This is a genomic window from Bradyrhizobium sp. AC87j1, from assembly GCF_002936975.1.
Taxonomy (GTDB): Bacteria; Pseudomonadota; Alphaproteobacteria; order Rhizobiales; family Xanthobacteraceae; genus Bradyrhizobium; species Bradyrhizobium shewense.
In genome coordinates this window covers 26,241-52,669 of record NZ_PTFE01000002.1, presented here as the reverse complement: position 1 = coordinate 52,669, position 26,429 = coordinate 26,241, and the positions used below count along the sequence as shown (strand labels likewise).

Genomic DNA, 26,429 nt, shown 5'->3' with positions numbered 1-26,429 from the left:
ACACGATTCGACATGTTAAATCTTGCAACATGCCGGCACGGCGCGATCCAAACCTGCCAATCATGACCTGAATGCGGCATGAACGTTCTCCGTGTACGGCTTCATGCGACGCGGATGGCGCTGGAGCCCGTCCGATGAATCGGAACGGGCTCCAGGTTCTTGTTTGATGCGTTTTCTTAACGCGAATCGGTATCCACTTCGCTCGACAACGCTCTAGCGGCCGAGAAAGCCCAGCACCAACTCCTTGTACTTGTCCGGAGCCTCCAGGAAGACGAGGTGGCCGGTGTCCGGAATGACTTCAGCTCGCCCATTTGGCATCTTCGCCGCAAATGCCTTCGCCAGCTCGGCGTTCTGACCCATCTTGGGCCGTAGTGCTTCCGGCGCGTTCGGCCGGCCCGGCGCGTTGTGGTCGTTGGCGCCCATGATGAACAGCGTAGGTTCGGTGATGAGAGGAATCTCATGCGCGACCGGCTCGCGATAGATCATCTGCCCGGAGCTGACATAGGCGCGCAGCCAGCGCGGGTAGTCGGGGCTGCCCTTGATGTTGAAGCGGGCGTCGACGTACGGCGTGATCGCATCAGGGGGCAGCTTGATTGCGTAGTTGGTTTGCAGCTGCTTGCGATAGCCGTCGGCGGTGAGCTTGTCCTCGGTCTCAATGATTGCCTCGGTCGGCGTCGGCGGCACGTAGAGGCGGTAGTCCTCCAGCCCGATCGGCGCGGTCAGCACGAGGTGGGCGACGCGGTCAGGGTAGGCGCGGGCGATGCGCACGCCCAGCATTCCGCCAAGTGAATGGGCGACGATGTCGGCCTTGTTGATCTCTAAGTGATCGAGCAGCGCGATGGTGTTGCGCGCCAGCGTGTCGAAATGCAGTTCGCCCGCAGGCTTGGAGGATTTGCCGAAGCCGATCTGGTCCGGCACCACGACGCGGTAGCCGGCCTCGTTGAGCATCTTGATAACAGGGGCCCAATAGCTCGACGGAAAATTGCGCCCATGCAGCAGAACCACGGTGCGGCCGTTCGGCTGTGCAGGCGCGACGTCCATATAGGCCATGCTGAGCTGCTCGCCGTCGTTGACGAGCGGCAACTGGTGCACGGGGTAGGGATAGGCAAAACCCTCGAGCGCGATGCCGTAGGGCTCTCGTGGGGGCGTGTCTGCGGCGTGGGCGGTGGTGAGCAGGGAAGCAAGGAGAGCGGCGGCGAGGGCGGCCGGGAGGATGCGGAACATGGGGGTCTCTAACGGTCACTGAATGACCGTTCGCATAAGCGCGTGGATGGCCGGGTCAAGCCCGGCCACGACGAGAGTGGGAGTTCACACGCAAATGTGCGACGTCACGCGAATAGCGTGATCAGTGCTTCCCGTCGCCGAACAGCGCGGCAAACTGCTTCTCGCCGGTGCGGGTGAAGTTGACGACGCGGCTGCCGGGCGTGGCATCGCGCGCCGCCCATTTCAGTTCGGCAAAGCGCTGCATCATCGCGGCCCCCAGCGTACCGGCGAGATGATGGCGCCGTTCGCTCCAGTCGAGGCAGGCCTTGCACACCGGGCGACGCGGATGGGTGAGCATGCCGGGCGAGATCTGCAAATGCTTGGCAAGGAAGCGCTCGCCCTCAGCCGTCAGCTCGATGTCCTGCTTCTTCTGCCTGACCAGATGCCGCTCGCGCAAGGAATCGAGCATCTGCACGCCGAGATCGCCGGCGAGGTGGTCGTAGCAGATCCGCGCGCGCCGCAAGGCCGGATCCTTCGGCCCGGTGCGCACGCGCATGTGGCCGGTCCGCGCGGCAAGGCCGGCGAGGCCCTCGAGCACGCTGGCGACGTCGTCGTCGGTGAGGCGATAGTAGCGGTGCCGGCCCTGCCTCTCCGGCTCGACCAGCCCGCCGGTCTCGAGCTTGGCCAGATGCGAGCTCGCAGTCTGCGGCGTGATGCCGGCCTCCTGCGCCAGCTCGCTCGCCGTGAGCGCGCGGCCGTTCATCAGCGCGGTGAGCATGTTGGCGCGCGCGGGATCGCCGACCAGCGAAGCGACCAGGGCGATGTCGGGTCCTGATTTCATGCTTCGATGGTAGCCGAAGCATTGTGGTCGGGCAAGGGCGTAGCGTGTTGCTGCAAACACGTCATTGCGAGGAGCCGAAGTGGGCAAAGGAGCGTAGCGACGTGCCCACCAATCGTCGTCGCGGACGAAGGACGTGGGCACGCTTCCGCCTTCGCTCTGCGAGCTACGGCGGACAAGTCGCTTTGCCCATCCTACGAGACTGCGCTCGCAATGACGAAAGACAATCAGGAGCCCATCATGTCCGTCACCGTCTTCATCCGCTACCAGATCGACCCGTTCAAGCGCGCGCAGTTCGAGGAATATTCGAAGCGCTGGCTCACCATCATCCCGAAATGCGGCGGTGACCTGATCGGTTATTTCATGCCGCATGAGGGCACCAACAACATCGCCTTCGGTCTGATCAGCTTCGAGAGTCTGGCCGCGTACGAGGCCTATCGCGCGCGGCTGCGGCAGGATGCGGAGGGCATGGCGAATTTCCATTTCGCCGAGGAACACAAATTCATCCTCGCGGAAGAGCGCACCTTCCTGCGCAAGGTGGTATTGTAGGTCCAATAGCAGCAGGAGATGCCCATGATCGCCGTGATCTTCGAGGTCTGGCCGAAGCCGGAACACCGCCAGGATTATTTCGACCTCGCAGCCGACCTGAAGCCGATCCTGCAAACCATCGACGGCTTCATCTCGGTCGAGCGTTTCGAGAGCCTGACCGAGAAGGGCAAGATCCTGTCGGTGTCGTTCTGGCGCGACGAGGCGGCGGTGCAGGCCTGGCGCAACACGATGGAGCACAGGCGCACCCAGGCCAAGGGCAGGGCAAAAATCTTCGCCGATTACCATCTGCGCATTGCCAGCGTCGTCCGGGACTACAGCATGAATGATCGCGAGCAGGCGCCGAAGGACAGCCGGGCGGTGCATGACGCGCACTAACGCTGCCGGGCGCGCTCTGGCGCTGCCAGGCGCGCACTGGCGCTGCCGTGTTAGCGCGCCTATGTCTGCGCGGCCAACAAGGGAGAAGAAACATGCACGTCACGACCGCGGACAAGCGCGCGACCTTCAAGAAGATGCACGAAAGCGGCTGCTTCATCCTGCCCAATCCGGTCGATATCGGCAGTGCCAAGGCGTTGCAGCATCTCGGTTTCAAGGCGATTGCGTCGTCGAGCGCGGGCTTTGCCTGGACCATCGGCAAGGCTGATAATCACGTCAGCGTCGAGGACGTCTGTCAGCATCTGGCAGCATTGAGCTCGGCCGTCGACATCCCCGTCAACGCCGATTTCGAGGGCGGCTTTGCGGTCGAGCCGGACAGGGTCGCGGACAATGTCGAGCGCTGTGTGCGCACCGGCGTTGCCGGCCTGTCGATCGAGGATTCCACCGGCGACAAGGACAGGCCGCTCTACGATCGCGCACTCGCGGTCGAGCGCATCGAGGCCTCGCGCAAGGCGATCGGTGACAGCGGCACGCTGCTGGTCGGCCGCTGCGAAGCCTATCTGTGGGGCGTCACCGACTTGAAGCTGGTCATCGACCGGCTCACCGCTTACGCCGATGCCGGCGCCGACTGCCTCTATGCGCCGGGCCTGAAGACCCGCGAGGACATCTCTGCTGTGGTGAAGGCTGTCGCACCAAAGCCGTTCAACCTCTTGATCGGCGCATCCGGCCTGTCGTTGCAGCAGGCCGAAGATCTCGGCGTGCGCCGGATCAGCGTCGGCGGCTCGCTCGCCCGCGCCGCCTGGGGCGGCTTCATGCGTGCGGCGAAGGAGATGGCGGAGAAGGGCACATTCACCGAGCTCGGCACCGGTTATCCCGGCGGCGAACTCAACAAGATGTTCGGCTAGGGACACAACGAAAAGCGGCGGGACTTTTTGAGCCCCGCCGCTTCACGCGCTATTGCTAAGTGTTACTTCGCGCCGTCAGACGGCTTCTGCGTGTCCGGGGCCGGCTTGGTTGGCGCAGCACCCGTGGTCATGCCCGGCTCGGCGTTGTTGCGCGGTGGTGTCACGTCGCGCATGCCGGGAGGCGCGGCCGGATTGGTGGGCTGCGTCTGTGCCGTCTGCGAGGCCGGTGCGTTGCTGGCCTGGTTGCTGGTGGTCGTATTGTTCAGGCCGTAGAACACGGCACCGAGCACCAGTGCAATCGCAACGGCGAACAACGCAACCTTGCCGCTGGAAGCGGGGCCTTCGCCAAGCTCGGGATCGGCCTGAAGGTCGGCATCCCGGCGCGCCGCGCGAAGATACTCATCGTCGGCGAGGTTCGGGCGGTACGGATCGTTGGGAAAACGGTCGTCAGCCATCGATTGGATCTCCTCGGTTATGACGCCCGGACAACCCGTGGATGCGAGATTCTGTTCCGCGGCTCCTCATGCTTTCGTCGAATGTTGCCCTCTGCGCGGGAATCGGGAACCTGTCTGACAGGGAACTGGACGCGGGTTCCATGGCCGCGACGAAGGGAACATGCCGATGTGGAGCCTGCCGCCGACGGATAGCGTGCTGCACCTGCTCGGACTCATCGCCATCACGGCAGAAGGCATGACGGCGGCACTGGCCGCCGGCCGGCGCAGCATGGACTATGTCGGCGTTTGTCTTCTCGCCTGCGTGACCGCGCTCGGCGGCGGCACGCTGCGCGACCTGTTTCTCGGTCACTACCCGCTGGTGTGGGTGGCGAGCCCGATCTACCTCGCGCTGCCGGGTGGCGCGGCGCTGCTCACGATCCTGATCGCGCGGCTTGTGCATCGACTGCACCTCGCGTTCATCGTGCTCGATGCCATCGGCCTCGTCGTCTTCACCATGATCGGCTGCAACGTCGGCTGGCAGATGGACGCCTCGCTCCCGATCGTGATCGTGTCGGGCATGGTGACGGGCTGCGCCGGCGGCGTGTTGCGCGACGTGCTCTGCAACGACGTGCCGCTGCTGTTCCGATCCGAACTCTACGCCAGCGTCTCGGTCGTGACGGGACTGTTCTACGCCACCGCTTTCGGCTTCAACCTCAATGCCGAGCTCTGGACCATCCTCACCTTCGTGCTCGGTCTCAGCTTCCGCCTGCTCGCGGTGCGCTACAAATGGGAGATGCCGAAATTCGTGTTCACCGGGGATGAGGAGAGGTGAGCGCTGCGCGCGCGAATGGCGAATAGCGAATAGATCTGGCTATTCGCTACTCCCCATTCGCCCCTACTTCCTGGCCTTCGCCACCTGCGCCGGCGTCACCAGCGGGGCCGCATTGCCCCAGGAGTTGCGGATGTAGTTCATCACCGCAGCGATCTCCTCATTGGACAGCCTGGCATAGGGCGGCATCTCGCCGGTGTTGGGCGCGCGCGGGGTGGTCACGGTGTGGGCGCCGTCGAGAATGATGCGCAACGTCGAGGACGGATTGATCGATTGCAGCAGCGCATTGCCCGGCAGCGGTGGATAGATGCGCGGCGCACCCGAGCCGTCGGCTTCATGGCAGGCGATGCAGAGCTTTGCGTAGACCGCCTGGCCCGCCTTCATCTCGGCATCATCAGGCGGCGTCACGATCGTCTCGCGCCGCGACGGCGGCAGGCCCTTCAGGTACACCGCGATCGCGCGCACATCGGCATCGCTCATCTTCGAGGTCGAGTTAACGACGACCTCCGCCATGGGCCCGCCAGCATGGCTCCTGGCGTTGCGTGCACTCTGCAGATATTCGGCGATGTCCGCCTCGCTCCACGACTTCAGGCCCGTGCGGGAAGCGCCGTCGAGCCTTGGCGCGTACCAGCCGCCGACCTCGTTGCCCGAGAGCGCCTGCGCCTGCTTGTCCGCGCCAAAGTAGTTCTTCGGTGTGTGGCAGGCACCGCAATGACCGAGCCCGGTGACGAGATAGCCGCCGCGATTCCACGCCGCGCTCTGGCTCTGGTCCGGCTCGTACAGGCCGGGCTTGAAATACATTGCGTTCCAGACCCGCATCAGGCCGCGATAGCCGAACGGCCAGCGCAGCTCCGGCGGCTTGTTGCGGCTGACGACGGGGGCAAGCGTGCCGAGATAGGCGCGGATCGCCAGCGTGTCGTCCTTCGTCATCTTCGTGAAGTAGGGATAGGGGAAGGCCGGATAGTAGTTCGAGCCGTCGGGCGCGACGCCAGTGCGCACGGCGCGGGTGAAATCGGCATCCAGCCAGGCGCCGATCCCGGTGTCGCGGTCCGGGGTCAGGTTCGGCGCATAGATCGCGCCGAATGGCGTGTCGATGCGCTTGCCGCCCGCGAACGGCTTTGCCGGATCGGCGGTGTGGCAGCCCGCGCAGTCGCCAGCCTCGACCAGCGTCTTGCCGTAGGCGATCAGCTCCGGCGACGGCTCGGCGGCGCGGGCTGCGCTTGCAACCGCACTGCACAACGCCAAGCCGACAAGAGCCGAGCCAGCCAGAATCGTCCGCATCGAAAGTCTCTCCTGCGACCAATCGCCCGCACCCGGCACGACCGGGGCATCAGTTCATTTCGCCACAGTGGGGGTATGGTGACACAAATTGAAAATGCCCAGCGTGTTTCAGGCCACGAAATTGCGATTTTTACCCGGCGCTGCCTTTGGTCCAGATTTGTGATGCGGATCGTGAAATATCCGACATAGAGTGGCGAAACTGGTCGGCGCGCCCTAGCTAAAAACAACGGGAAGGCAACGGCTTAAGTCGGCAAGACCTGAACAGGGCGATAAAGAGGACAGCATGGGAATCAACCAGGGTCCGATCAGTCTCGATCAAAAATACACCCAGGAAACCGGACACGTCTTCACCACGGGCATCCAGGCCCTGGTCCGCCTGCCCATGGCCCAGATCCGGCGCGACCGTGCGGCGGGGCTCAATACCGCCGGCTTCATCTCCGGTTATCGCGGGTCGCCGCTCGGCGGCTACGACCAGCAGCTCTTTGCCGCCCGCAAGCATCTCGAACAGTACAACATCAAGTTCCAGCCCGGCGTGAACGAGGATCTGGCGGCCACCGCCGTCTGGGGCTCGCAACAGCTTAACCTCTCGCCCGGCGCGAAATATGACGGGGTGGTCGGCATCTGGTACGGCAAGGGCCCCGGCGTCGATCGCTGCGGCGACGTGTTCCGCCACGGCAATGCCGCAGGCTCGGCCAAGAACGGCGGCGTGCTGTGTCTCGCCGGTGACGACCATGGCGCAAAATCCTCGACCGTCCCGCATCAGTCCGACCACGCCTTCATGTCGGCGCTGATGCCGTATCTCTATCCCTCGAGCATCCACGAGATGATCGAGATGGGCCTGCTCGGCATCGCGATGTCGCGCTATTCGGGCTGCTGGGTCGGCATGAAGGTGATCACGGAGACGGTGGAGACCACCGCCGAGATCGACCTTACCGACGAGATGAAGCCGTTCATCATTCCGACCGATTTCGAGATGCCGCAAGGCGGACTCAATCTGCGCTGGCCCGACGACCGCTTCGAGCAGGACCGCCGCCTGCAGGACTACAAGGGCTTTGCCGCGATCGCCTTTGCGCGCGCCAACAAGGTCAACCGCATCACCATGGATTCGCCGAACGCCCGTTTCGGCATTATGGCGTCAGGCAAAAGCTATGAGGACGTCCGTCAGGCGCTGCGCGAGCTCGGCGTCACCGAAGAGGTCGCTGCCAAGATCGGCCTCCGCCTCTACAAGATCGGCATGCCCTGGCCGCTGGAGCCGGAAGGCGTGCATGAATTCGCCGTCGGCCTCGAAGAGATATTCATCGTTGAAGAGCGCCGCGAGATCGTCGAGAACCAGGTCAAGCAGGTGTTGTTCAACTGGCGCGACGACGTGCGCCCGCGCATCGTCGGCAAGATGGACGAGCACGACAAGCGCTTTTTGACCTTCGCCGCCGAGCTCAGCGTTGCCTCGCTTGCGACCTCGCTTACCGAGCGACTTCTCAAGCTCGATCTCAACCCCGAGATCGCTTCGATGCTCCGCGCCAAGGCCGACTGGTTCAACGGCCGTCAGGCGAGCCAGATGCAGGCGGTCGCACCTGTCTCCCGCACCCCGTATTTCTGCTCCGGCTGTCCCCACAACACCTCGACGAAGGTCCCCGAAGGCAGCCGTGCGCTCGCCGGCATCGGCTGCCACTTCATGGCGCTGTGGATGGACCGCTCGACCGAGACCTTTACGCATATGGGCGGCGAGGGCGTGCCGTGGGTCGGCATCGCACCCTTCACCAACGAGAACCACATTTTCGCCAATCTCGGCGACGGCACCTATTTCCACTCGGGCCTTCTCGCCATCCGCCAGGCGGTGGCGTCCAAGACCAACATCACCTACAAGATCCTCTACAACGACGCGGTGGCCATGACCGGCGGCCAGCGCCATGACGGCGATCTCTCGCCGCAGCAGATCACCCATCAGCTCCACGCCGAAGGCATCCGCGAAATCTATCTTGTCTCGGAGGCGCCCGATGCCTATCCGGCCAGCACCATCGCGCCGGGCGTGAAGCTCTATCATCGCGACGAGCTGCAAAACGTCATGAAGATGTGCCGGGAACACAAGGGCACATCGGCGATCGTGTTCGTGCAGACCTGCGCGGCCGAAAAGCGCCGCCGCCGCAAGCGCGGCCTGATGGAAGATCCGGCACGCCGCGTCATGATCAATCCTGCGGTCTGCGAAGGCTGTGGCGATTGCTCGGTGCAGTCGAACTGCATCTCGGTCGAGCCGCTGGAGACGGAGTTCGGCCGCAAGCGCGCCATCAACCAGTCCTCCTGCAACAAGGACTATTCGTGCCTGAAGGGCTTTTGCCCGTCCTTCGTCACCGTCGATGGCGGCAAGCCACGCCACCGCGCGCCGGCTGAGCTTGCCGATATCGGTGCGCCGCCCGAGCCGGCGTCGCGGCCGACACTCGACAAGCCCTATAACATCGCGGTCGGCGGCGTCGGCGGCACCGGCGTTCTCACCATCGGCGCGCTGCTCGGCATGGCCGCCCATATCGAGGGCAAGGCCTCGATGATCCTCGACATGTCGGGCCTTGCACAGAAGGGCGGGGCGGTGCTCAGCCATGTCCGCCTGTCGGATCACCCCGCGGAAGTGACCTGCTCGCGCATCGTCACCGGCACGGCCGATCTCGTGCTCGCCGCCGACGAGGTGGTCGCGGTCGCCAAGGACACGATCTCGCTCTGCGATTCCACCCGGACCCGCGGCATCATCAACAGCCACGTCATTCCGACCGCCGATTTCGTCCTCAACCGCGACTTCAATTTCCAGACCCGCAAGCTGAATGGGCTCTTGGAAACCGCGCTGCACAAGGACTCGGCCTTCTTCGATTTCACCAAGCCGGCCGAGCAGCTGCTCGGCGACAGCATCGCCACCAACATGATGATGATGGGCTACGCCTATCAGAAGGGCCTGTTCCCGCTGTCGGCGGAATCGATCGAGCAGGCGATCGAGGTCAACGGCGTCTCGATCAAGATGAACAAGGAGGCCTTCCGCCTCGGCCGCCTCGCGGTCGCCGATCCCGCGCGTCTTGCCGACATGCTGAAGGGCACGGACCAGGTCGCCGCGCCCAAGACGCTGGAGGCCATGACGCTCGATGAAGTCATCGAGCACCGGGCCAAGCACCTCACGGCCTATCAGAACAGCCGTCTCGCCAAGCGTTATCGCAGGCTGATCGACCAGGTGCGCGACGCCGCGGTGAAGGGCGGTTATGGCGATGCGTTGCCGCGCGCGGTCGCAGTGAACTACGCCAAGCTGCTGGCCTACAAGGACGAATACGAAGTCGCGCGCCTCTACACCGACGGCGCCTTCGCCCAGCAGCTCCGCGACCAGTTCGAGGGCGACTTCAAGTTCAACTTCAACCTTGCGCCGCCGATCCTCGGCGGCGGCCTCGACGCGCTGGGACGCCCGAAGAAGCGCGCCTTCGGCCCCTGGATGCTGAACGTCTTCGGCGTGCTGGCGAAACTCAAATTCCTGCGCGGAACGCCGCTCGACATCTTCGGCCGCAGCGCCGACCGCAAGCTCGAGCGTGATTTGATCGCAGGCTACGAAAAGGACGTCGCCACCGTGCTCGGCCTGTTGTCGCCGGTCACGATCGATACCGCCGTGGAATTGCTCTCACTCCCCGACCGTATCCGCGGCTACGGCCCGGTGAAGGAGAAAGCTGTCGCGGACGCAAAGATGCGTTACGCCCAGCTCGCCGCCGATCTCGCCAACCCGCCGCCCGCGCCAAGGCAGATCGCGGCGGAGTAGGGCGGTTCCGTAGGTGCTGTAGGGCGGATTAGCGAAGCGTAATCCGCCACTTCCGTTGCCCAATACGGCGGATTACGCCTTCGGCTAATCCGCCCTACGGCAACGGACGACAATTCATCCGTTTGACAAGAGTTGTGGCCGCGCGATATAGCAACTTGCGATAGTGAAGCGCGCCGGGCGATGCGCGCCGTGCGCTATGCGGGGCGATGATCGATGTCATTGCGCACTGTGTTGATTCTGTTTTTGGCCGTCGGTGTGTTGGCGGCGTTGGGGATGTTCTGGAATCAGCATGCCATCGAACGCGTCATGCGCGATGGCTATGGCACCACCGGAAAGATCATTTCGGCCAAAGTCGTCTCGCCGCGGTTTCCGTTCGTGTTTGACGGCGGCTGGCCGCGCTATGTCGACGAAAATCTGTCGATCGGATTGCAGTGGACCGGCAGGGATGGCGTTCAGCGCGAGCGCACGGGCATAGCGGTCAGTGCTGCCTATGCGGCGCGGATCATGGTTGGCAATCAGCTCAAGCTCCTGACGATTCCCATTCAGGCTGTTGACGACGATTCATCGCTTCCGGTCATTGTCGAAGATCTCGACGACCATCTGAGCCATATCCGGTCCACGTCCAGGTTCTTGGCGGTGGGAGCGGGCGTTTGCGCCGTGCTCGTGATGCTCGTGATCGGATGGTGTGATGCTTCCATTCGGCGGCTACATGCTGGTGAACTCCTACATTGAGCAAAGCACGTTGAATGAGATCCTCGCCCATGGCGATGAAGCCACCGCCGATGTGACCCGCGCCTACGGTGAGGTGAACAAGGCCGGCGAGGCCCCGAGCTATCTCGTTACGCTGGCGTGGACCGACAAGAGCGGACGACAGCAGACCTACGGACCGACCCATATCAGCCCCGCCTTCTGGCGGCAGATCACGCGCAACGGCGTCCAGACCGTCAGGCAGACCAGGATCCGCTATCTCACGGGCAGACCCGATGCGCGGCCCCTGATCGTCGACGACGCGGCCGAGCGCCAACACCAAGACAGTTTTGGCGTGAAGGGAGGCGCTGTCTTTCTTGTCCTCGGCCTGATTATGGCCGGGCTGACCGCGTTCCGCTATCGCGCGCGCCCGAGCACCGCCTCGTAGCGAAGAGTCTGTCACCCGTCGTATCGGACGAGCGAGCAATGTTCACAGCCCTTGATGCGCCTCCCGATCGGCTCGATAAGCACGAGCAGAATTTCGTCGAGAAAGTTCGCAATCACGGCTGGTTCGGCACGCATGTCTTCCCGGATGGCGAAGGACCGGGCTTCGCCTACACGACCGGCTTCTGGCTCAAGTTCAGGTTTCCGGAGATGATCGTGTTTTCAATGGGGCAACAGACCGCCCAGGATACGTTCTGGACGATCTACCACGAACTCGACGCAGGACGGCGACCGCCGGTCGGCGAGCCCACCGATGAGCTGTTTGAAAATGGCGCCGCCATGCTCCTTCCGGTGGCGTTGCAGCACTACCGCTCGCATCTCGGATGGAGCAGATGGTTCTACGGCAATGACGAGTTCGAATGCCTGCAAGTCGTGTACCCCGATCGCGACGGGCATTTTCCCTGGGCTGCGGAGGCATCCGCTGAAGCCCGTGCCGCACAGCCCGACCTGACGGAAGGCAACTGGTTGGGACGGCGCAAGGTCCCGTAGGGTGGGCAAAGGCGCGAAGCGCCGTGCCCACGACCTCGCAATGATTGCGCAAAAGACGTGGGCACGCTTCGCTTTGCCCACCCTACGACACCACCCCTTGTGTTACCGCCGGGCGAAACATCCAAGAGACGAGTCAATCCCCGTGCGCAAAAACATTCCACTTTACCGAAATTCGGAATTGTCGTATCGATCGGCCACCTCATCCCAGTCAGAGGGGCGTATCGCGATCGTCACGAAACGCGGGGTGAGTGGCGGTGGACGCGGGCTGCGTCGCGCGGGCGATTGTCTCGTGCACGACGGGCGCAGTCTCGCGTACGGCAAAATCGTGTGGTCCTGACGCCCGGGGTCTGTGCGTCAAGTCTTGCGATCGCTCGCAAGGCGACGGGGGCAATAGTGCATCGCTCCCCGGGGAGAGCGCGACATAAGCCGTAAAGCCACTGCGCAGGGAAGGCCGGATGTTGGGCTTCACCTGTATGCCGCTGTGCATCTGTTCTTCGCGCAATTCGCGCACAGCGGACCGTGGGTGCCCAGCCGGCACCCGGTCTTCCCTGCGCCCTCTGTTCAAGGAGGGAGCGAGACGGAAGCAAAGCTCGGGCGAAACATGCTGCGAGAATGCGGGGGCGTGTCTGCAGGACAAGGTCTCGTGCCCCGGACGCTGCGCAGCACGAAGTGATGCGCTGCTGAGCCGGGGCCCATCTCGCAACGAAAACGCGGCCGCATGGGTCCCGGCTCTGCGCAGCAACGCTGAAGCGTTGCAGCGCGTCCGGGACACCAGAACATACCCCACTTGCGCCGACCCGCCGCCTTCTCGCGGGGCGGAATATTTCCGCGCTTGCCAATCTGCCCAGTGCGGTTCAGAAAAAAGAGCCAAGAAGAAACGCCAGCGGAGACCTGAAGTTTGACCATCAAGGGCAAGGCCTACATTGCCGGGATCTACGAACACCCGACCCGGCATGCGCCGGACAAATCCACCGCCCAGCTCCATGCCGAGGTCGCCAAGGGCGCGATCGAGGATGCCGGGATCAGCAAGGACGATGTCGACGGCTATTTCTGCGCGGGCGATGCGCCCGGCGGCGCCTGGCCGATGGTCGATTATCTCGGCCTGAACACCAAGAAACTCCGCCACATCGATTCCACCGAGACCGGCGGCTGTTCCTACATCATCCATCTCGGCCATGCCGCTGAGGCGATCGCGGCGGGCAAGTGCTCGATCGCGCTGATCACGCTTGCCGGCAAGCCGCGCACCGGCGCGATGCCGCCGCGCGCGGCCGGCGCCGAGCTCGATTTCGAGTCCGCTTACGGCGCGACCACGCACAATGCCTACGGCATGTGTGCCATGCGCCATATGCACGACTATGGCACCACCTCGGAGCAGCTCGCCTGGATCAAGGTCGCAGCCTCGCATCACGCGCAATACAATCCGCATGCGATGCTCAAGGACGTCGTCACCGTCGAGGACGTCCTGAACTCGCCGATGATCTCAGATCCCCTGCATCGCATGGATTGCTGCGTCGTCTCCGACGGCGGCGGCGCGCTGATCGTGACGACGCCCGAGATCGCCAAGAGCCTGAAGAAGCCACTGGTCAAGCTGATCGGTCATGGCGAGGCGATGAAGGGCCCGCGCGGCGGCAAGGATCTCGATCTCACTTACTCCGCCGGCATCTGGTCCGGCCCGCGTGCGTTCGAGGAAGCCGGCATCACGCCGAAGGACATCAAGTATGCTTCGATCTACGACAGCTTCACCATCACGGTGCTGATGCAGCTCGAGGACCTCGGGTTCTGCAAGAAAGGCGAGGGCGGCAAGTTCGTCGCCGACGGCAATCTGATCTCGGGCGTCGGCAAGCTGCCGTTCAACACCGACGGCGGCGGCCTCTGCAGCAACCATCCCGTCAACCGCGGCGGCATGACCAAGATCATCGAGGCCGTCAGGCAGCTGCGCGGCGAGGCGCATCCGAAGGTGCAGGTCAAGAACTGCGATCTCGCCATCGCCCACGGCACCGGCGGCCTCCTGGGTGTTCGCCACGCCGCCTCGACGGCCATTCTGGAGCGCGTGTGATGGTAGATGCAAAGAAATATCCGGCTCCGGTGACGAACCCCGAGACCGCAGCATTCTGGGATGCGGCCAAGCAGGGCAAGTTCATGATCAAGCGCTGCACCGCCTGCGGCGAGGCGCATTACTTCCCGCGCTCGATCTGCCCGTTCTGCTACTCCGATAAGACGGTGTGGGAGGAAGCCTCGGGCGAGGGCACGATCTACACCTGGAGCCTGATGCGGAAATCGCCGACCGGCCCTTACGCGATCGGCTATGTCACGCTGAAGGAGGGGCCGTCGGTGCAGACCAATTTCGTCGACTGCGATCTCGAGAAGCTGAAGATCGGTCAGAAGGTGAAAGTGGTGTTCAAGCCGACCGACGGCGCACCGCTGCCGTTCTTCACGCCGGCGTAGTTTCTTCCTTCCCCCCTTGTGAGGGAAGGTGGCGCGAAGCGCCGGATGAGGGGTTCTCTCCCCAGAGAGACTTTTGCCGAGGAGCCAACCCCTCACCCAAACGAGTTTGCCGCACGGCTCTCGCAGCCCTCTCCCACAAGGGGAGAGGGCACTTCGACTGGCAGCGGCGCATAAGAATCCGGAGAGGAAACCATAAAAATGTCCGCCAGATACGAAGAGCTCAAAGGCCTCAAAAACCTCGGCCAGAAATACGCCTACAGCGATCGCGAGGTGATGCTCTACGCCTATGGCATCGGGCTCGGCGCCGATCCGATGGACGAGAAGGAGCTCGCCTTCGTCAACGAGGGCACGCTGACGCCGCGGCCGCTCAAGGTGGTGCCGACGTTTGCGTCCGTCGCGGCGTGGGGCGCGGGTCCCGGCGAGATGAACCTCAACCGCGTGATGGTGGTCGACGGCGAGCGCGACATCACCTTTCACCAGCCGCTGCCGGTTGCCGCGCACATCACCGCCGACTCCTCGGTGGTCGAAGTCTACGACAAGGGGAAGGACAAGGGCGTCGTCATCGCCCACCAGACGGTGCTCAAGAACGAGAAGGGCGAGAAGCTTGCGACCCTCGTCGCCTCGCGCTTCGCTCGCGGCGACGGCGGCTTCGGCGGGCCGAGCCTGACCCAGCCCGATCCGCACAAGATCCCCTCGCGCAGCCCCGACAAGACCATCGACATTACGACGCGCCCCGACCAGGCGCTGGTCTATCGCCTCTGCGGCGACCGCAACCCGCTGCACAGCGATCCAGAGTTTGCCAAGAAGGCCGGCTTCCCGCGTCCGATCCTGCACGGCATGTGCACCTACGGCATCACCTGCCGCGGCGTGCTGCAGACCTATGCCGACTACGACGCGAGCGCCTTCCGCCAGCACGTGGCGCGGTTCTCCTCGCCGGTCTATCCCGGAGAGACCGTGACCATGGACCTCTGGAAGGACGGCAACACGATCTCGTTCGAAGCCAAGGTGAACGCGCGCGGCGTCACCGTGATCAAGAACGGCAAGACGGTGCTGGGTTAGCGCAGTCTCGTGCCCCGGACGCACCGCAGCGCGCCTTCGCGGTGCGCTGCAGAGCCGGAGCCCAGAGCCGCAACAAAGAACTGGGTCCCGGCTCTGCGACGCATCGTTTCACGCTGCATCGCGTCCGGGACACGATAAAAACAAAACAGGGAGAAGCCACCATGGGACTACTCGACGGCAAGGTCGCGCTGATCACGGGTGCAGGCGGGGGGCTCGGTGAGGCCTACGCGAAGTTGTTTGCGCGCGAAGGGGCCTCGGTCGTCGTCAACGATCTCGGTGGCCCCCGCGACGGATCCGGCGCCGACAAGTCGATGGCGCAGCTTGTGGTGGACTCGATCAAGGCCGAGGGCGGCAAGGCGGTCGCCAACGGCGCCGACATCTCCACCATGGAGGGCGGCCAGTCGGTATTCGACGACGCCATCAAGCACTTCGGCCGCGCCGACATCCTGGTCAACAATGCCGGCATCCTGCGCGACCAGACCTTTCACAAGGCCTCCGAGTCCGACTGGGACAAGGTCATCAAGGTGCATCTGAAGGGCACCTTTTGTTGCACCATGCCGGTGTTTCGCTGGATGCGGGAAAATGGCGGCGGCGTCATCGTCAACACCGCCTCGACCTCAGGGCTGATCGGCAATTTCGGCCAGACCAATTACGGCGCGGCCAAGGGCGGCATCTGGGGCCTGTCCAACGTGCTGGCGATCGAGGGCCGCAAGTACAACATCCGGATCTGGACGCTCGCCCCCGGCGCCCTGACCCGCATGACCGCAGACCTGCCCCGCTATAAGGAGAACCCGGGGGCGGCGCTGGGGCCGGACGGCATCGCGCCGGCCGTGCTATACATGGTCAGCGACTTGTCGGGCGACCAGACCGGCAAGGTGCTGGGCGTGTCCGGGCCCCGCGGCGTGCGCGAGATGCGGATGATGGAAATGGAAGGCTGGAAACCGCCGCACACGGGCTGGAAGGCCCAGGACATCGCCGATCACGCCAAGGAGATCTTCTTCTCCGAGGAGCAGATCAAGATGGGGGCGCGGCGGTTTTAGCCATGGTCGTCCCGGGGCGTGCGAAGCGCGAACCCGGGACCTCGAGATTCCGGGTTCGATGATCACGCATCGCCCCGGAATGACGAACAAAGGGATATTGGACTTATGAAACTGACCGCCGACGCCAAGGGCACCTTCGCAATCGCGCCGACGCCGTTCCACGACGACGGCCGGATCGACGAGCGCTCGATCGACCGCCTGACCGATTTCTACGAGGAGGTCGGCTGCGACGGCGTCACGGTGCTGGGCATCCTCGGCGAGGCGCCAAAGCTGGACGCGGCCGAGGCCGAGCAGGTGGCGGTGCGCTTCGTCAAGCGCGCCAAGAAGATGCAGGTGATCGTCGGCGTCTCCGCGCCCGGCTTTGCCACCATGCGCTCGCTGGCGAAGGCCTCGATGGATGCCGGTGCGGCCGGCGTGATGATCGCGCCGCCGCCGTCGCTTCGCACCGACGACCAGATCGTCGGCTATTTCAAGCAGGCGGCCGAGGCGATCGGGCCGGATGTGCCCTGGGTGCTCCAGGACTATCCGCTGACGTTGTCGGTGGTGTTCACCCCCGCCGTGATCCGCAAGATCGTCATGGACAATCCGAACTGCGTGATGCTCAAGCACGAGGACTGGCCGGGGCTGGAGAAGATCACGACCCTGCGCGGCTTCCAGAAGGACGGTTCGCTCCGTCCACTCTCGATTCTCTGCGGCAATGGCGGCACGTTCCTCGACTTCGAGATGGAGCGCGGTGCCGACGGCGCCATGACCGGCTACGCCTTCCCTGAACTTCTGATCGACGTCGTCAACCTCTCCAAGGCCGGCAAGCGCGATGCCGCGCATGATTTGTTCGACGCGCATCTGCCGCTGATCCGCTACGAGCAGCAGCCCGGCGTCGGCCTGACCATCCGCAAATACGTGCTGCAGAAGCGCGGCATCATCGCCTCCAGCGCCCAGCGCAAGCCCGGCGCGACCATCACGGCGACGGCGAAGGCGGAGGTCGAGTACCTGCTGTCGCGCGTTGCCCGTGTCGACAAGCGCGCCAATCTCGGCCCGCAATCCAGCGCCGCAGGTTAGTTGGATGGCCGAAACATCAGCATCACGCCCGGCGTCGACGATCCTCCTGCTCCGTGATGGCGCCAAGGAGATCGAAGTCTTCATGATGGTCCGCCATCATCAGATCGAGTTCAACTCGGGCGCGCTGGTGTTTCCCGGCGGCAGCGTCGATGCCGGCGACAACGAGATCGTCGCGCGCTCCGACCTGTATTCGGGCGGTGAAGGCCTCAGCGAGGCGGATCGTGGCTTTCGCATCGCTGCGATCCGCGAGACCTTTGAGGAGAGCGGCATCCTGCTGGCACGGTCAAAGGGGACGGGCGCGCCTGTCGATGCCAGGCGTGCCGGCGAGATCGCCGACAAGCACCGCGTCGCGCTCAACGAGCACAAGGTCAGCTTCCTGAGCATCCTGGTCGACAACAACCTTCAGCTCGCGCTCGAGACGCTGGTGCCTTACGCGCACTGGATCACGCCGGAGGGCATGCCCAAGCGCTTCGATACCTGGTTCTTCCTTGCCGCCGCGCCACCCGACCAGCTCGGCGCCCATGACGGAAGGGAGTCGACCGATTCGATCTGGGTCTCGCCGCGCGAGGCGGTGGAGGGCGGCGAGAGTGGCCGTTTCAAGCTGCCATTCCCGACCACGCGCAACCTGATTCGCCTTGCGAAGCAGGGCAGCGTGGGTACCGCCCTGGACCATGCCCGCGGCATGTCGATCGTCACGGTGATGCCCGTCATGACCAAGACCGAAACCGGCCGCCAGCTGCGCATCCCCCGCGAAGCCGGCTATGACGGCGAGGTGTTCGAGGTCGGGGCGGTGGGCTAATACACTTCGACACTTAACGAACTATCTGCGACCGCAGACGCGCTAGTTTCCGTCCCTGACAACGGGACGGAGCGCGCGAAATGGACAGCCGGCAGGACACCAATATCGCCGTCGAGCTGGCGCTTCTGGTCGCGCTCGCAACGCTCTGGGGCGGCTCCTACACTTTCATCAAGCTTGGCGTCGCCACGATCCCCCCGATTACCTTGATCGCGGCGCGGACCACGATCGCGGGCCTCCTGCTGCTCGTCGTGATGTGGGCGCGCGGCATCAGGATGCCCACGGACGCCGCGACCTGGCAGCGCTTCGCCTTCCAGGCCGTGCTCAACAGCGTCATCCCCTGGACGCTGATCGCCTGGGGCGAGCGCCATGTCGATGCCGCGCTCGCCACCATCCTCAACTCGGCGGGCCCGATCTTCACCTTCCTGCTCACGGCGGTCGTCACTCACCACGAGGCGACGACACCGCGAAAGCTGTTCGGCGTGGTCGCCGGCATGGCCGGCATCCTGCTGATCGTCGGCGTCGATGCCTTCCATGACATGGGCAGCGGGATCATTGCGGAGGCGGCCATCGTCGCCGCCACCATCTGCTACGCCTGCGCCGCGATCTTCGGCCGCAGCTTCAAAGGCCTCGATCCGATGGCGCCCGCAGCCGGCTCGCTGCTGGCGGGGGCGGCGGTCCTGGTCCCGGCCTCGCTCGTGGTCGAGCAGCCCTGGACGCTGTCACCGTCACCGAGTTCGCTCCTGGCGCTGCTCGCGCTCGCCGTGTTTTCGACGGCCGCGGCGTTTGCGATCTATTTCCGCCTGATCCAGACCCTGGGCTCGGTCGGCACCACCGCGCAGGCCTATCTGCGGGTGCCCATTGGCGTTGCCATCAGCGTCGCCTTCCTCGGCGAGAGCCTGAGCCAGACCGCCTGGATCGGGCTTGCCTGCGTCGTCCTCGGCGTCGCCGCCATGACGATCCCGGCCCGGCGGCAGGCAAGCGTCAAACCGTCATAGATCGGGGAAGGGGGCTCCGAGCCCACAATATTAAGGATAATCGGCGGCCCGAGGCATGTTTCCCCGGGGCCGCAATACGTCGTATATTGGGCCTCCAGTATCCCGGTCCCTCAAAGCCCAATGTCCGCCGAATTGACGCCGACCCCTGAGAAAAAGCGAACATTCTCGCTCTCCATCGGCCAGCTCACTTTCGGCAGCTTCCTGTTGGTGCTGGCGGTGATCATCGTCACGTCGACCGCGAGCGTGATCGCGATCCGGCACATCGACACCACCTTCGCCGAGCTGCAGCGGCTCCAGAGCGTCGGCGACCTCGCCGAGGACATCGATCGCCGCATGAACGAGTTGCGGCTTGCCGCGCGCGACTTCGTCACCGATCCCGGCGCCGGCATCCAGTTCAAGCAGGTGGGCGAGGCGGCCTCGACGCTCAGCGACATCCTGAAGAAGACCCGCATCGAGCTCGCGCCCGAGCAACAGGACATGATCGACGGGGTCACCGAGCGGCTTGCGACTTATCGCAACGGCCTCGAGCGGATATCGACCCTGATCGACCGCCGCGCCCAGCTGCTCGCCGGCCTGCCGCCGCTGCGCGAACAGTTCGATGTGGCTGTCTCCGGTGCCGCCGACCGTGAGCTGGCCTCGCGCCTGTCGGAGGCGCAGAGCCGGATCGCGCTCGGGCTGCTGGCGCGCAACCCGTCCGCGGCGGAGCAGGCCGCGCAGAACATGCGGGCCCTGAACATTGGCGATGCCAGGCTGAAATCGGCGGTGAACGATTATGCCGAGGCCATCATGGCCGTGGCCGTTCGCGAGCGGCAGATCGCCGACATCGACCGCGAGGTGCTGGGAACCGAGGGGCGGCTGATCGGTCGCGTCACCGAATTGCTGCGCGAAGTCAGCGACCGGCGCGGCCACGTGCTGTCGCGCGACTTTGCCCGGACGCTGACGGAAGCGCGATGGCAGAGCATCGTGCTCGGCACCATCGGAGTTCTGATCGGTATCGCCGCGGCGTTGTTCGTGGTGCGCAGGACGGTGCGCCCGCTCGCCCAGATCGCCCGCTCTATCCGCGCGCTTGCGGCGGGCCGGAAAGACACCTCGATCCCCTCGGCCGACCTCGACAACGAGATCGGCGACATCGCCCGCGCAGCCGAAGTGTTCCGCCGCGCGCTGGAGGAAGCCGATACGGCGCGCGAGGCGGCGGTGCGCGCGCTCACCGAGCAGCGCCTCGCCGAAGAGAGCTACCGAAAGCTGTTCGAGGGCTCGGTCGACGGCATCTACGTCACGACGCCGGCCGGCGATCTGCTCAACGCCAATCCGGCGCTGGCGCGGATGATGGGCTACGACAGCCCGCAGCACCTCATCGACAGCATCAACGACATCGCCCACACCATCTACGTCCATCCCGAGGCACGCGTCGAATACCAGCGGCTGATGGCGCGCGACGGCATGGTGCGCGAGTTCGAGTACCAGGTGCGCCAGCGCAGCGGCAACATCCTGTGGCTCTCCGACAGCGCCACCGGCGTGCGCGACGAAGCGGGCAACATCGTCCGCTATGAGGGCACGCTGCGCGACATCACCGACCAAAAGCGGGCGGAAGACGCCATCGCCGAAGGCCGGCGCTTGCTCCAGCAGGTCATCGACACCGTGCCCGCGGTGATCAACGTCAAGGATCGCGACCTGCGCTATGTGCTGATGAACCGCTACATGGCCGGCATCTTCGGCATCGAACCCGGCGACGCGCTCGGCCGCACCACGGCGGACCTGATGTCGCGCTACGGCGCGGCCAAGACCGACGAGAACGACAAGCGCGTGCTCAGCATCCGCAAGGGGCTCGGCTTCTATGAGGAGGAGTACAAGGACTCCTCCGGCAACATGCGGCAATGGCTGGTCAACAAGCTGCCGCTGCTCGATGCCGAGGGCGAGATCGAGCGGATCGTCACCGTCGCGCTCGACATCGGCGAGCGCAAGCGCGGTGAGCAGGAGATGCGCAAGGCCAAGGAGTCCGCCGAGACCGCGCTGCGCAATCTGCGCGAGACCCAGGCCTCGCTGATCGAGGCCGAGAAGCTCGCCGCGCTCGGGCGCCTCGTCGCCGGCGTCGCGCACGAGGTCAACAATCCCGTCGGCATCAGCCTCACGGTCGCCTCCGCGCTGGAGCGCAAGACCGCGATGTTCACCGCCGAGGTCGAGCGCGGCGAGCTGCGCCGCTCCACGCTCAACGACTTCCTCAACACCAGCCGCGACGCATCCTCGCAGCTCGTCTCCAATCTCAACCGCGCCGCCGAGCTGATCCAGTCGTTCAAGCAGGTCGCCGCCGACCGCAACTATTCGGATCAGCGCAGCTTCGATCTTGGCGACCTCACCGAGCAGGTCGTGATGAGCCTGAGGCCGGGCCTGCGAAAGCACAATCTGACGCTCAATGTCGAGTGCCAGCCGGATCTCACCATGAACAGCTATCCGGGCCCGTACGGCCAGGTGCTGACCAATCTGTTTCTCAATTCGGTGGCGCACGCCTTCCCGGACGGCCGGCCGGGGACCATCGACATCCAGGTTCGGGAGTCCGGCAAGGACAATGTCGAGATCATCTTCTCTGACAATGGCTGCGGCATGTCGCTCGACGTCCGTCGTCGTGCCTTCGATCCGTTCTTCACGACGCGGCGCGACCAGGGCGGCACGGGTCTTGGATTGCACATCGTCTACAGCATCGTCACCAACCGGCTCGGCGGGCGGCTCGATCTCGATTCTGAACCGGGCAGCGGCACCCGCATCCAGATCATCCTGCCGCGCACCGCGCCGCTGGAGCAGGCTGCGGAGTAGCTTCTATTGTTTGAGCATGATCTTTTCGGAAAACCGCAGCACACTTTTCCGGATCATGCTCCTAATCAGCCTCGGCGAGCTTGTGCAGCGTTGCGCCGAAAATCAGGCTGGCCTTGCCGACCAGCGCCGTGCCCGTCATTTCCGCGCGCGTGTCCGTGTAGGTCCCGCTGACGCCGATACCCACGGGAGCAGGACCTCCGAACAGCGGATTGTCGTCGCCTCGCGGCGAGGTGTGTCGTTGCACCAGCACCTCGCCTTTGAAGGTGGTGTCGTCCTTCACCACGTAGCTGCCGGTGTAGTAGAGGTAGGCATCGCCGCCAAGGATCTTGCCGTCGCGAAAAAGGATCACGCCGCTGCCCTTGCCGGCTCGACCATCGAGCAGGGTCACGTGAATCGAATAGAGACCGTTTTTCATAACGTCCCGCATGCCGGCCGCCATCGCCCAATGGCGTAACCGGTCCCGCTTTTATGCCAAAGCGCATTCTCTCGCGCAACGCGGCAGTTTGCCGGCCGGCCACGGGAAGTTGCCGCCGCGAGCCGTAGTTGTCCCGGCTTGTGCGTGACGCCGTCATGACGGTCTGATGACGGGGCGAGGCCGGCCGCCTGCGAATCAGGGTTGGCCCGCGAAATGCATAACAATTGTTGCACTGGCCGCGGGGTGCTGGAGCAAGACGATGAGCAACTGGATCAATTCCGGCGGCGATGAGCCGCGTCTGTACAGTGCGCGTCCTACGAATTGCAAAAGCGAACGACGGTGTTCCGGCAGCGTAACATACTGGGCAAGACTGGCAGGTGCCCTGGTCCTGGTTGCACTCGCAGCCCCCATCGGCCATGCGCGCGACCGCGGCCAGTTCGTCAACACCAATGCCGATCTGAAGGCCTGGTTCGACGGCCTGCGCAGCGGCAAGGGGCCGTGCTGCTCCGATGCCGACGGTTCGGCGCTCTCGGACACCGACTGGGACAGCAAGGACGGGCACTATCGTGTCCGTCTCCCGCGCTATGGCTCCAGGCTCGAAGGGCAGCCGCAGGAACTCGTCTGGGTCGACGTTCCCGAGGAGGCCGTGATCTCCGAGCCCAACCGGGTGGGGCGCACCATGGTATGGCCGATCTACGGCTACATGGGCGTCAGCATCCGCTGCTTCATGCCCGGCAGCATGACGTAGCCGCGCCGGCGGCGGCGTGTCGCGTCTGGTGAGGGCGCTCGCCGCGTCAGGTATATTTCTTGTCGCGTTCGAGCAGCTCGATCGAGATGCCTTCGGGGCCGCGGATGAAGCAGATGCGCACGCCGGGCCGGATCGTGGTCGGCTCGCGCGTGAAGGTGACGCCCTTGGCCTTGATCTCGGCCGCAACGGCATCGATGTCCTTCACCGTCAGGCCAAAATGATCGAGACCCTGATGTGGGTGCGGAGGCGGCGGGTTGACGGCGTTGTCGCCCTCGAGTGGCGCGATGAAGATCCTGGCGCCGCCCAGATTCACGTCGATCCGTCCCGGCGCGTGCACGATCTCGCCACCGAGGATGTCCCGCAGCCAGGCCGCCGTGGCCTCCGGATCGGGGCTGCGCAGATGGACGTGATCCCAAGTGACGACTGGCATTTCAATTCTCCCAACGGGCCTTTGCGATGTTGTCGCGCATGTTAGCGGCGGCGGGCGGTGATCGCCACCGTCCTTGCCGATTCGCAACTGCGCGGGAACCTTAGTTCCTCTTCCGGATTAAGGTAAGCAGTGGCCGGGTCCGTCGTTGGATGGGCTTTGGCCGCGATCGGTGATGCAACCATGAACGCCAGGCTCGACCGGATCGGATTGGGGCGCTTCGCCGGGACCGGCGAACGAGTGGCGCGGGCCGTGACGATCGCGAGCGTCTCATTTGGCCGCAGCCTGCTGTGGCTGCTGGCGGCCATCATTGTCGGCTGCGGCGTCTGGATGCTGCTGCCTCTGTCCAAGGGAAATAGCGCTGAGCCGGTGAAGGCGGAGCTGGCGGCCGTCGAGGCGGCTCCTTCGGGCGATGCGGCCGCAACGGTGTCGCCGGCCTTGGAAGCCCAGGCACCGGCGATGGCAGAACTCGGTCGTCTCAGGATTTCATCGCAGACCTGGCGCCGCGGCGGCCTTGGCTCGAGAGCCCTGGTGACGTTCACGCTGCGAAACGACAATGACTATGCCGTAAAGGATGTTGAGATCGTCTGCGCGTTTGCGCGGCGCGACGGCAGTCATCTCACCAACCGCAGCCGCGTGCTGGCGGATCCGGTCAGCATGAAGAGCCGCAAGACCTTTGCGCATATCCCCGTCGGCTTCATCAACGTGAATGCCGATCAGGCGAAATGCTCGCTGGTTGCAGCACGCCGTGCTTAACGGCGGTATGTTCCGGTAGCGGAAAAGTTACCCTCATTGGTCCTTGGCGAAAAAACCTCGCGTCGCCATTTGAACCGAACGGCTGGGCCAGGAACAAATTAACAGATCGCCTGTTGAGGCGGAGAGCCCACGCGGGGATGCGGGGGGCGGAGCGCGGCCAATGCCCATCTTTCGATATTTCACCTTTGTCGGTGGAGCTTTGCTTGCACTGCTGTTCGCGGTGAATTTCGCTTTCCCGGCGGCGCCCGTGGCGCAAGCCGTTGCGACCGTAAGCAACGATCAGCCCCTGATCCGAATCCGATCCGATCGGCACCTGCCTGAGCGCGTCGTGCTCGACACCAGCCAGCCGACGATTGTCGCGCCGGCGGTGAAGACCGCCGCGGTTGTGGCTCCTCAGCCGCCCGTGCAGGAGGCCCAGTCGGCGGCCTTGGCCGAGCTGTCAGCCAAGGCGCGGGTGCGCGAGACCTTCGCCCAGTTCACGCCTGGTTCGAAGGCCGACGCCGCCAAGAAGCCGGAGGTCCAGGCTCAGCCGAAGCGTAAGGTCGCCAGAGCGCATCCGGCCCCGCAATATGGTGGGCCGCAGTATGGTGGGCCACAGTATGGCCGGCCGATGATGGTGGCACAGCAGCCGCATTTCGGCCTCTTCAACACAACCTGGTGACAAGCCGGCTGTGACCCGCCTCGATCGAGGCGGGAAGGGCTTTTTATTGGCCCGCCTCTCTGCTAATTCGAATCCATCCGAACGCCGCCCGGTGCGCTGGCTCGCCAGCAACGGTCCGGTGTTTCGCGGTTACGGCCCAATCCTTGGGCCAAGGGCGCTCGTAGCTCAGCTGGATAGAGCATCGGATTTCGATTCCGAGGGTCGGAGGTTCGAATCCTTCCGAGCGCGCCAATACTTTGGCGTTCCAGATATGTTCCAGAACGGCGCTGATGCCGCGCAGGCTCGCAAGGGCTTGCCGCGTCGGTCAGGCTGACGGGATACGGCTGTGCCGGCCGCGCGCCAGCGTGTCAGACGGTGCCTCGTGGAACGTCGCGCGGTAGGCTGCGGCAAATTCACCGAGATGATGGAAGCCCTGCGCGCGCGCACACGTGGCGACGGTGGCGCCGCCGCCCTTAAGCAGGCGGGCGCGGGTCGCCCACAGCCGCTTGAGGCGAATGTATTGGTGCAGGCTCATGCCACGCACCTTGCTGACCGCGCCGCCGAGCGTCCGGATCGAGACGCCGAACTCGCCGGCGAGATCGGCGGTATAGATCGGCACGGTCGGATGGGCTGCGACGTAATCGTCGATCCGCTGCACCAGCTTGATCGAACGCTCGCCCTGGACCGAGGCGCTCCGATCCGACATCAAATCGATCCGAAACAGATCGTCGAGTGCGAGCAGCAGGCCCTCCTGCAGATGGGCCGCCGCCTCGGTGGTCTCGAACAGGAGCGGCTGCATTGACGCGGTTCGCAGGATGTCGAGCAGGAGCTGCCGCGTGTGGAGCAGGGCGGGCCGGCTCGCGACATGAGCCCGCAAATCGTCGGCGCGATCGAACCAGCCCCGGTCTTTCAGCTCGGGGGAGAAGATGATCATTGCATGATGATTGGTCTGAGGCTCGACGAAATGGCATTCATCGTTGCCGCGGAGCGTAACGAAGAAGCGCGCGTCGAGATCCAGGCCCTTGAAGTTGACCTGGAGGTCGTCGGTCATGGACAGGATCACCATTCCGCCCGGCATCCGATAGGCGGTGTCGAGGATGCGCGCGAACGATCTCATCATGATGATGCGGCACGCCGGCAGGGAGACGACGGCGCGGGCGGCGGCGAAGTTCGGAATGTCGAGCGGAATGCTTCTGGCGTCTTCCATCGTCTCGATCGGCCGAAACGCATCGACGTCGGCAAAGCCGATCAGTTGAAGGGCGGAGGACGGAGCGAGGGCGTCGAACAACATGATCTGGCCGGCTGCTGAAATGTGACAATCAAATGAACGTCGATACACCGCCATCAATGGCGAAACATCGCGTTTCAGTAA

The 26,429-nt window shown here is 64.5% G+C and carries 26 protein-coding genes and 1 tRNA gene; 20 read left to right on the top strand and 7 right to left on the bottom strand.

Translation table 11 applies throughout. The features are described from left to right. Positions 1-213: 213 nt before the first annotated feature. Both CV770_RS01650 and CV770_RS01645 read right to left on the bottom strand, forming a co-directional pair. Entirely contained in the window at positions 214-1,224 is a 1,011-nt protein-coding gene (locus CV770_RS01650) for an alpha/beta fold hydrolase (protein WP_104461112.1), read from the bottom strand. 121 nt (positions 1,225-1,345) lie between these two features. Then, positions 1,346-2,044 carry an ArsR/SmtB family transcription factor gene (locus CV770_RS01645; protein ID WP_201759653.1) on the bottom strand — a complete coding sequence of 233 codons (699 nt, stop codon included), beginning with the start codon at positions 2,042-2,044 and terminating at the stop codon, positions 1,346-1,348. Between the two features lie 237 nt (positions 2,045-2,281). Between CV770_RS01645 and CV770_RS01640 the strand changes: the two genes are divergently transcribed. The 3 genes from CV770_RS01640 (at position 2,282) to CV770_RS01630 (ending at position 3,867) form a co-directional block, all read left to right on the top strand. Beyond that, positions 2,282-2,590, top strand: coding sequence for an NIPSNAP family protein (locus CV770_RS01640; protein ID WP_018322300.1), 309 nt, complete (start codon positions 2,282-2,284; stop codon positions 2,588-2,590). A gap of 24 nt (positions 2,591-2,614) precedes the next feature. Then, complete coding sequence (locus CV770_RS01635; protein WP_091957807.1) at positions 2,615-2,965, top strand: antibiotic biosynthesis monooxygenase family protein; 351 nt, start codon at positions 2,615-2,617, stop codon at positions 2,963-2,965. 92 nt (positions 2,966-3,057) lie between these two features. Continuing rightward, positions 3,058-3,867 carry an isocitrate lyase/PEP mutase family protein gene (locus CV770_RS01630; protein ID WP_091957374.1) on the top strand — a complete coding sequence of 270 codons (810 nt, stop codon included), beginning with the start codon at positions 3,058-3,060 and terminating at the stop codon, positions 3,865-3,867. Between the two features lie 62 nt (positions 3,868-3,929). Here CV770_RS01630 and CV770_RS01625 read toward each other — a convergent pair whose 3' ends face one another. Then, on the bottom strand, positions 3,930-4,322 hold the full coding sequence (locus CV770_RS01625) for a hypothetical protein (RefSeq protein WP_091957371.1): 393 nt from the start codon (positions 4,320-4,322) through the stop codon (positions 3,930-3,932). 166 nt (positions 4,323-4,488) lie between these two features. Here CV770_RS01625 and CV770_RS01620 point away from each other — a divergent pair, with 166 nt between their 5' ends. Then, complete coding sequence (locus CV770_RS01620; RefSeq protein WP_091957804.1) at positions 4,489-5,133, top strand: trimeric intracellular cation channel family protein; 645 nt, start codon at positions 4,489-4,491, stop codon at positions 5,131-5,133. A gap of 63 nt (positions 5,134-5,196) precedes the next feature. Here the strand turns inward: CV770_RS01620 and CV770_RS01615 are convergent, their stop codons facing one another. After that, positions 5,197-6,411, bottom strand: coding sequence for a cytochrome c (locus CV770_RS01615; RefSeq protein ID WP_104461110.1), 1,215 nt, complete (start codon positions 6,409-6,411; stop codon positions 5,197-5,199). 283 nt (positions 6,412-6,694) lie between these two features. Between CV770_RS01615 and CV770_RS01610 the strand changes: the two genes are divergently transcribed. The 12 genes from CV770_RS01610 (at position 6,695) to CV770_RS01555 (ending at position 22,071) form a co-directional block, all read left to right on the top strand. Then, entirely contained in the window at positions 6,695-10,186 is a 3,492-nt protein-coding gene (locus CV770_RS01610; RefSeq protein WP_104461109.1) for an indolepyruvate ferredoxin oxidoreductase family protein, read from the top strand. Positions 10,187-10,399: 213 nt separating this feature from the next. After that, complete coding sequence (locus tag CV770_RS43125) at positions 10,400-10,918, top strand: hypothetical protein (RefSeq protein WP_245453649.1); 519 nt, start codon at positions 10,400-10,402, stop codon at positions 10,916-10,918. Then, positions 10,896-11,321 carry a hypothetical protein gene (locus CV770_RS43120; RefSeq protein ID WP_245453648.1) on the top strand — a complete coding sequence of 142 codons (426 nt, stop codon included), beginning with the start codon at positions 10,896-10,898 and terminating at the stop codon, positions 11,319-11,321. The genes CV770_RS43125 and CV770_RS43120 overlap by 23 nt, the downstream gene beginning before the upstream one ends. Before the next feature lie 38 nt (positions 11,322-11,359). Beyond that, complete coding sequence (locus CV770_RS01600) at positions 11,360-11,866, top strand: DUF4262 domain-containing protein (protein ID WP_104461108.1); 507 nt, start codon at positions 11,360-11,362, stop codon at positions 11,864-11,866. Positions 11,867-12,764: 898 nt separating this feature from the next. Further along, positions 12,765-13,922, top strand: coding sequence for a thiolase family protein (locus CV770_RS01590; RefSeq protein WP_091957358.1), 1,158 nt, complete (start codon positions 12,765-12,767; stop codon positions 13,920-13,922). After that, the gene (locus tag CV770_RS01585) at positions 13,922-14,311 is read left to right on the top strand and encodes a Zn-ribbon domain-containing OB-fold protein (protein WP_014494555.1); all 390 of its coding nucleotides are present in this window, start codon (positions 13,922-13,924) and stop codon (positions 14,309-14,311) included. Before CV770_RS01590 ends, CV770_RS01585 begins: the two co-directional genes overlap by 1 nt. A gap of 198 nt (positions 14,312-14,509) precedes the next feature. Beyond that, complete coding sequence (locus tag CV770_RS01580) at positions 14,510-15,370, top strand: MaoC family dehydratase (RefSeq protein ID WP_104461107.1); 861 nt, start codon at positions 14,510-14,512, stop codon at positions 15,368-15,370. A 161-nt stretch (positions 15,371-15,531) separates the two neighbouring features. Next, the gene (locus tag CV770_RS01575; protein ID WP_091957352.1) at positions 15,532-16,410 is read left to right on the top strand and encodes an SDR family oxidoreductase; all 879 of its coding nucleotides are present in this window, start codon (positions 15,532-15,534) and stop codon (positions 16,408-16,410) included. A gap of 105 nt (positions 16,411-16,515) precedes the next feature. Then, complete coding sequence (locus CV770_RS01570; protein WP_018322313.1) at positions 16,516-17,469, top strand: dihydrodipicolinate synthase family protein; 954 nt, start codon at positions 16,516-16,518, stop codon at positions 17,467-17,469. Positions 17,470-17,473: 4 nt separating this feature from the next. Beyond that, positions 17,474-18,268, top strand: a complete 795-nt coding sequence (locus CV770_RS01565) for an NUDIX hydrolase (RefSeq protein WP_104461106.1) — start codon at positions 17,474-17,476, stop codon at positions 18,266-18,268. Positions 18,269-18,348: 80 nt separating this feature from the next. Beyond that, complete coding sequence (locus CV770_RS01560; protein WP_104461105.1) at positions 18,349-19,263, top strand: DMT family transporter; 915 nt, start codon at positions 18,349-18,351, stop codon at positions 19,261-19,263. A 120-nt stretch (positions 19,264-19,383) separates the two neighbouring features. Beyond that, complete coding sequence (locus CV770_RS01555) at positions 19,384-22,071, top strand: PAS domain S-box protein (RefSeq protein ID WP_104461104.1); 2,688 nt, start codon at positions 19,384-19,386, stop codon at positions 22,069-22,071. 61 nt (positions 22,072-22,132) lie between these two features. On the opposite strand, the gene CV770_RS01550 is transcribed toward CV770_RS01555, so the two are convergent. Beyond that, a complete protein-coding gene (locus CV770_RS01550; RefSeq protein WP_026202721.1) occupies positions 22,133-22,486 on the bottom strand; it encodes a GrlR family regulatory protein in 354 nt (117 codons plus the stop codon). 259 nt (positions 22,487-22,745) lie between these two features. On the opposite strand from CV770_RS01550, the gene CV770_RS01545 reads away from it, so the two are divergent. After that, the gene (locus CV770_RS01545) at positions 22,746-23,234 is read left to right on the top strand and encodes a hypothetical protein (RefSeq protein ID WP_104461102.1); all 489 of its coding nucleotides are present in this window, start codon (positions 22,746-22,748) and stop codon (positions 23,232-23,234) included. 46 nt (positions 23,235-23,280) lie between these two features. Here CV770_RS01545 and CV770_RS01540 read toward each other — a convergent pair whose 3' ends face one another. Beyond that, entirely contained in the window at positions 23,281-23,664 is a 384-nt protein-coding gene (locus tag CV770_RS01540; RefSeq protein WP_028140965.1) for a VOC family protein, read from the bottom strand. Between the two features lie 180 nt (positions 23,665-23,844). Between CV770_RS01540 and CV770_RS01535 the strand changes: the two genes are divergently transcribed. The 3 genes from CV770_RS01535 (at position 23,845) to CV770_RS01525 (ending at position 25,309) form a co-directional block, all read left to right on the top strand. Further along, positions 23,845-24,417, top strand: coding sequence for a hypothetical protein (locus CV770_RS01535; RefSeq protein WP_201759652.1), 573 nt, complete (start codon positions 23,845-23,847; stop codon positions 24,415-24,417). Positions 24,418-24,577: 160 nt separating this feature from the next. After that, the gene (locus CV770_RS01530) at positions 24,578-25,078 is read left to right on the top strand and encodes a hypothetical protein (RefSeq protein WP_104461100.1); all 501 of its coding nucleotides are present in this window, start codon (positions 24,578-24,580) and stop codon (positions 25,076-25,078) included. A gap of 154 nt (positions 25,079-25,232) precedes the next feature. Next, a tRNA-Arg gene (locus CV770_RS01525) sits at positions 25,233-25,309 on the top strand. A 73-nt stretch (positions 25,310-25,382) separates the two neighbouring features. Here CV770_RS01525 and CV770_RS01520 read toward each other — a convergent pair. Beyond that, positions 25,383-26,348, bottom strand: a complete 966-nt coding sequence (locus tag CV770_RS01520) for an AraC family transcriptional regulator (RefSeq protein ID WP_201759651.1) — start codon at positions 26,346-26,348, stop codon at positions 25,383-25,385. Positions 26,349-26,429: the final 81 nt, after the last annotated feature.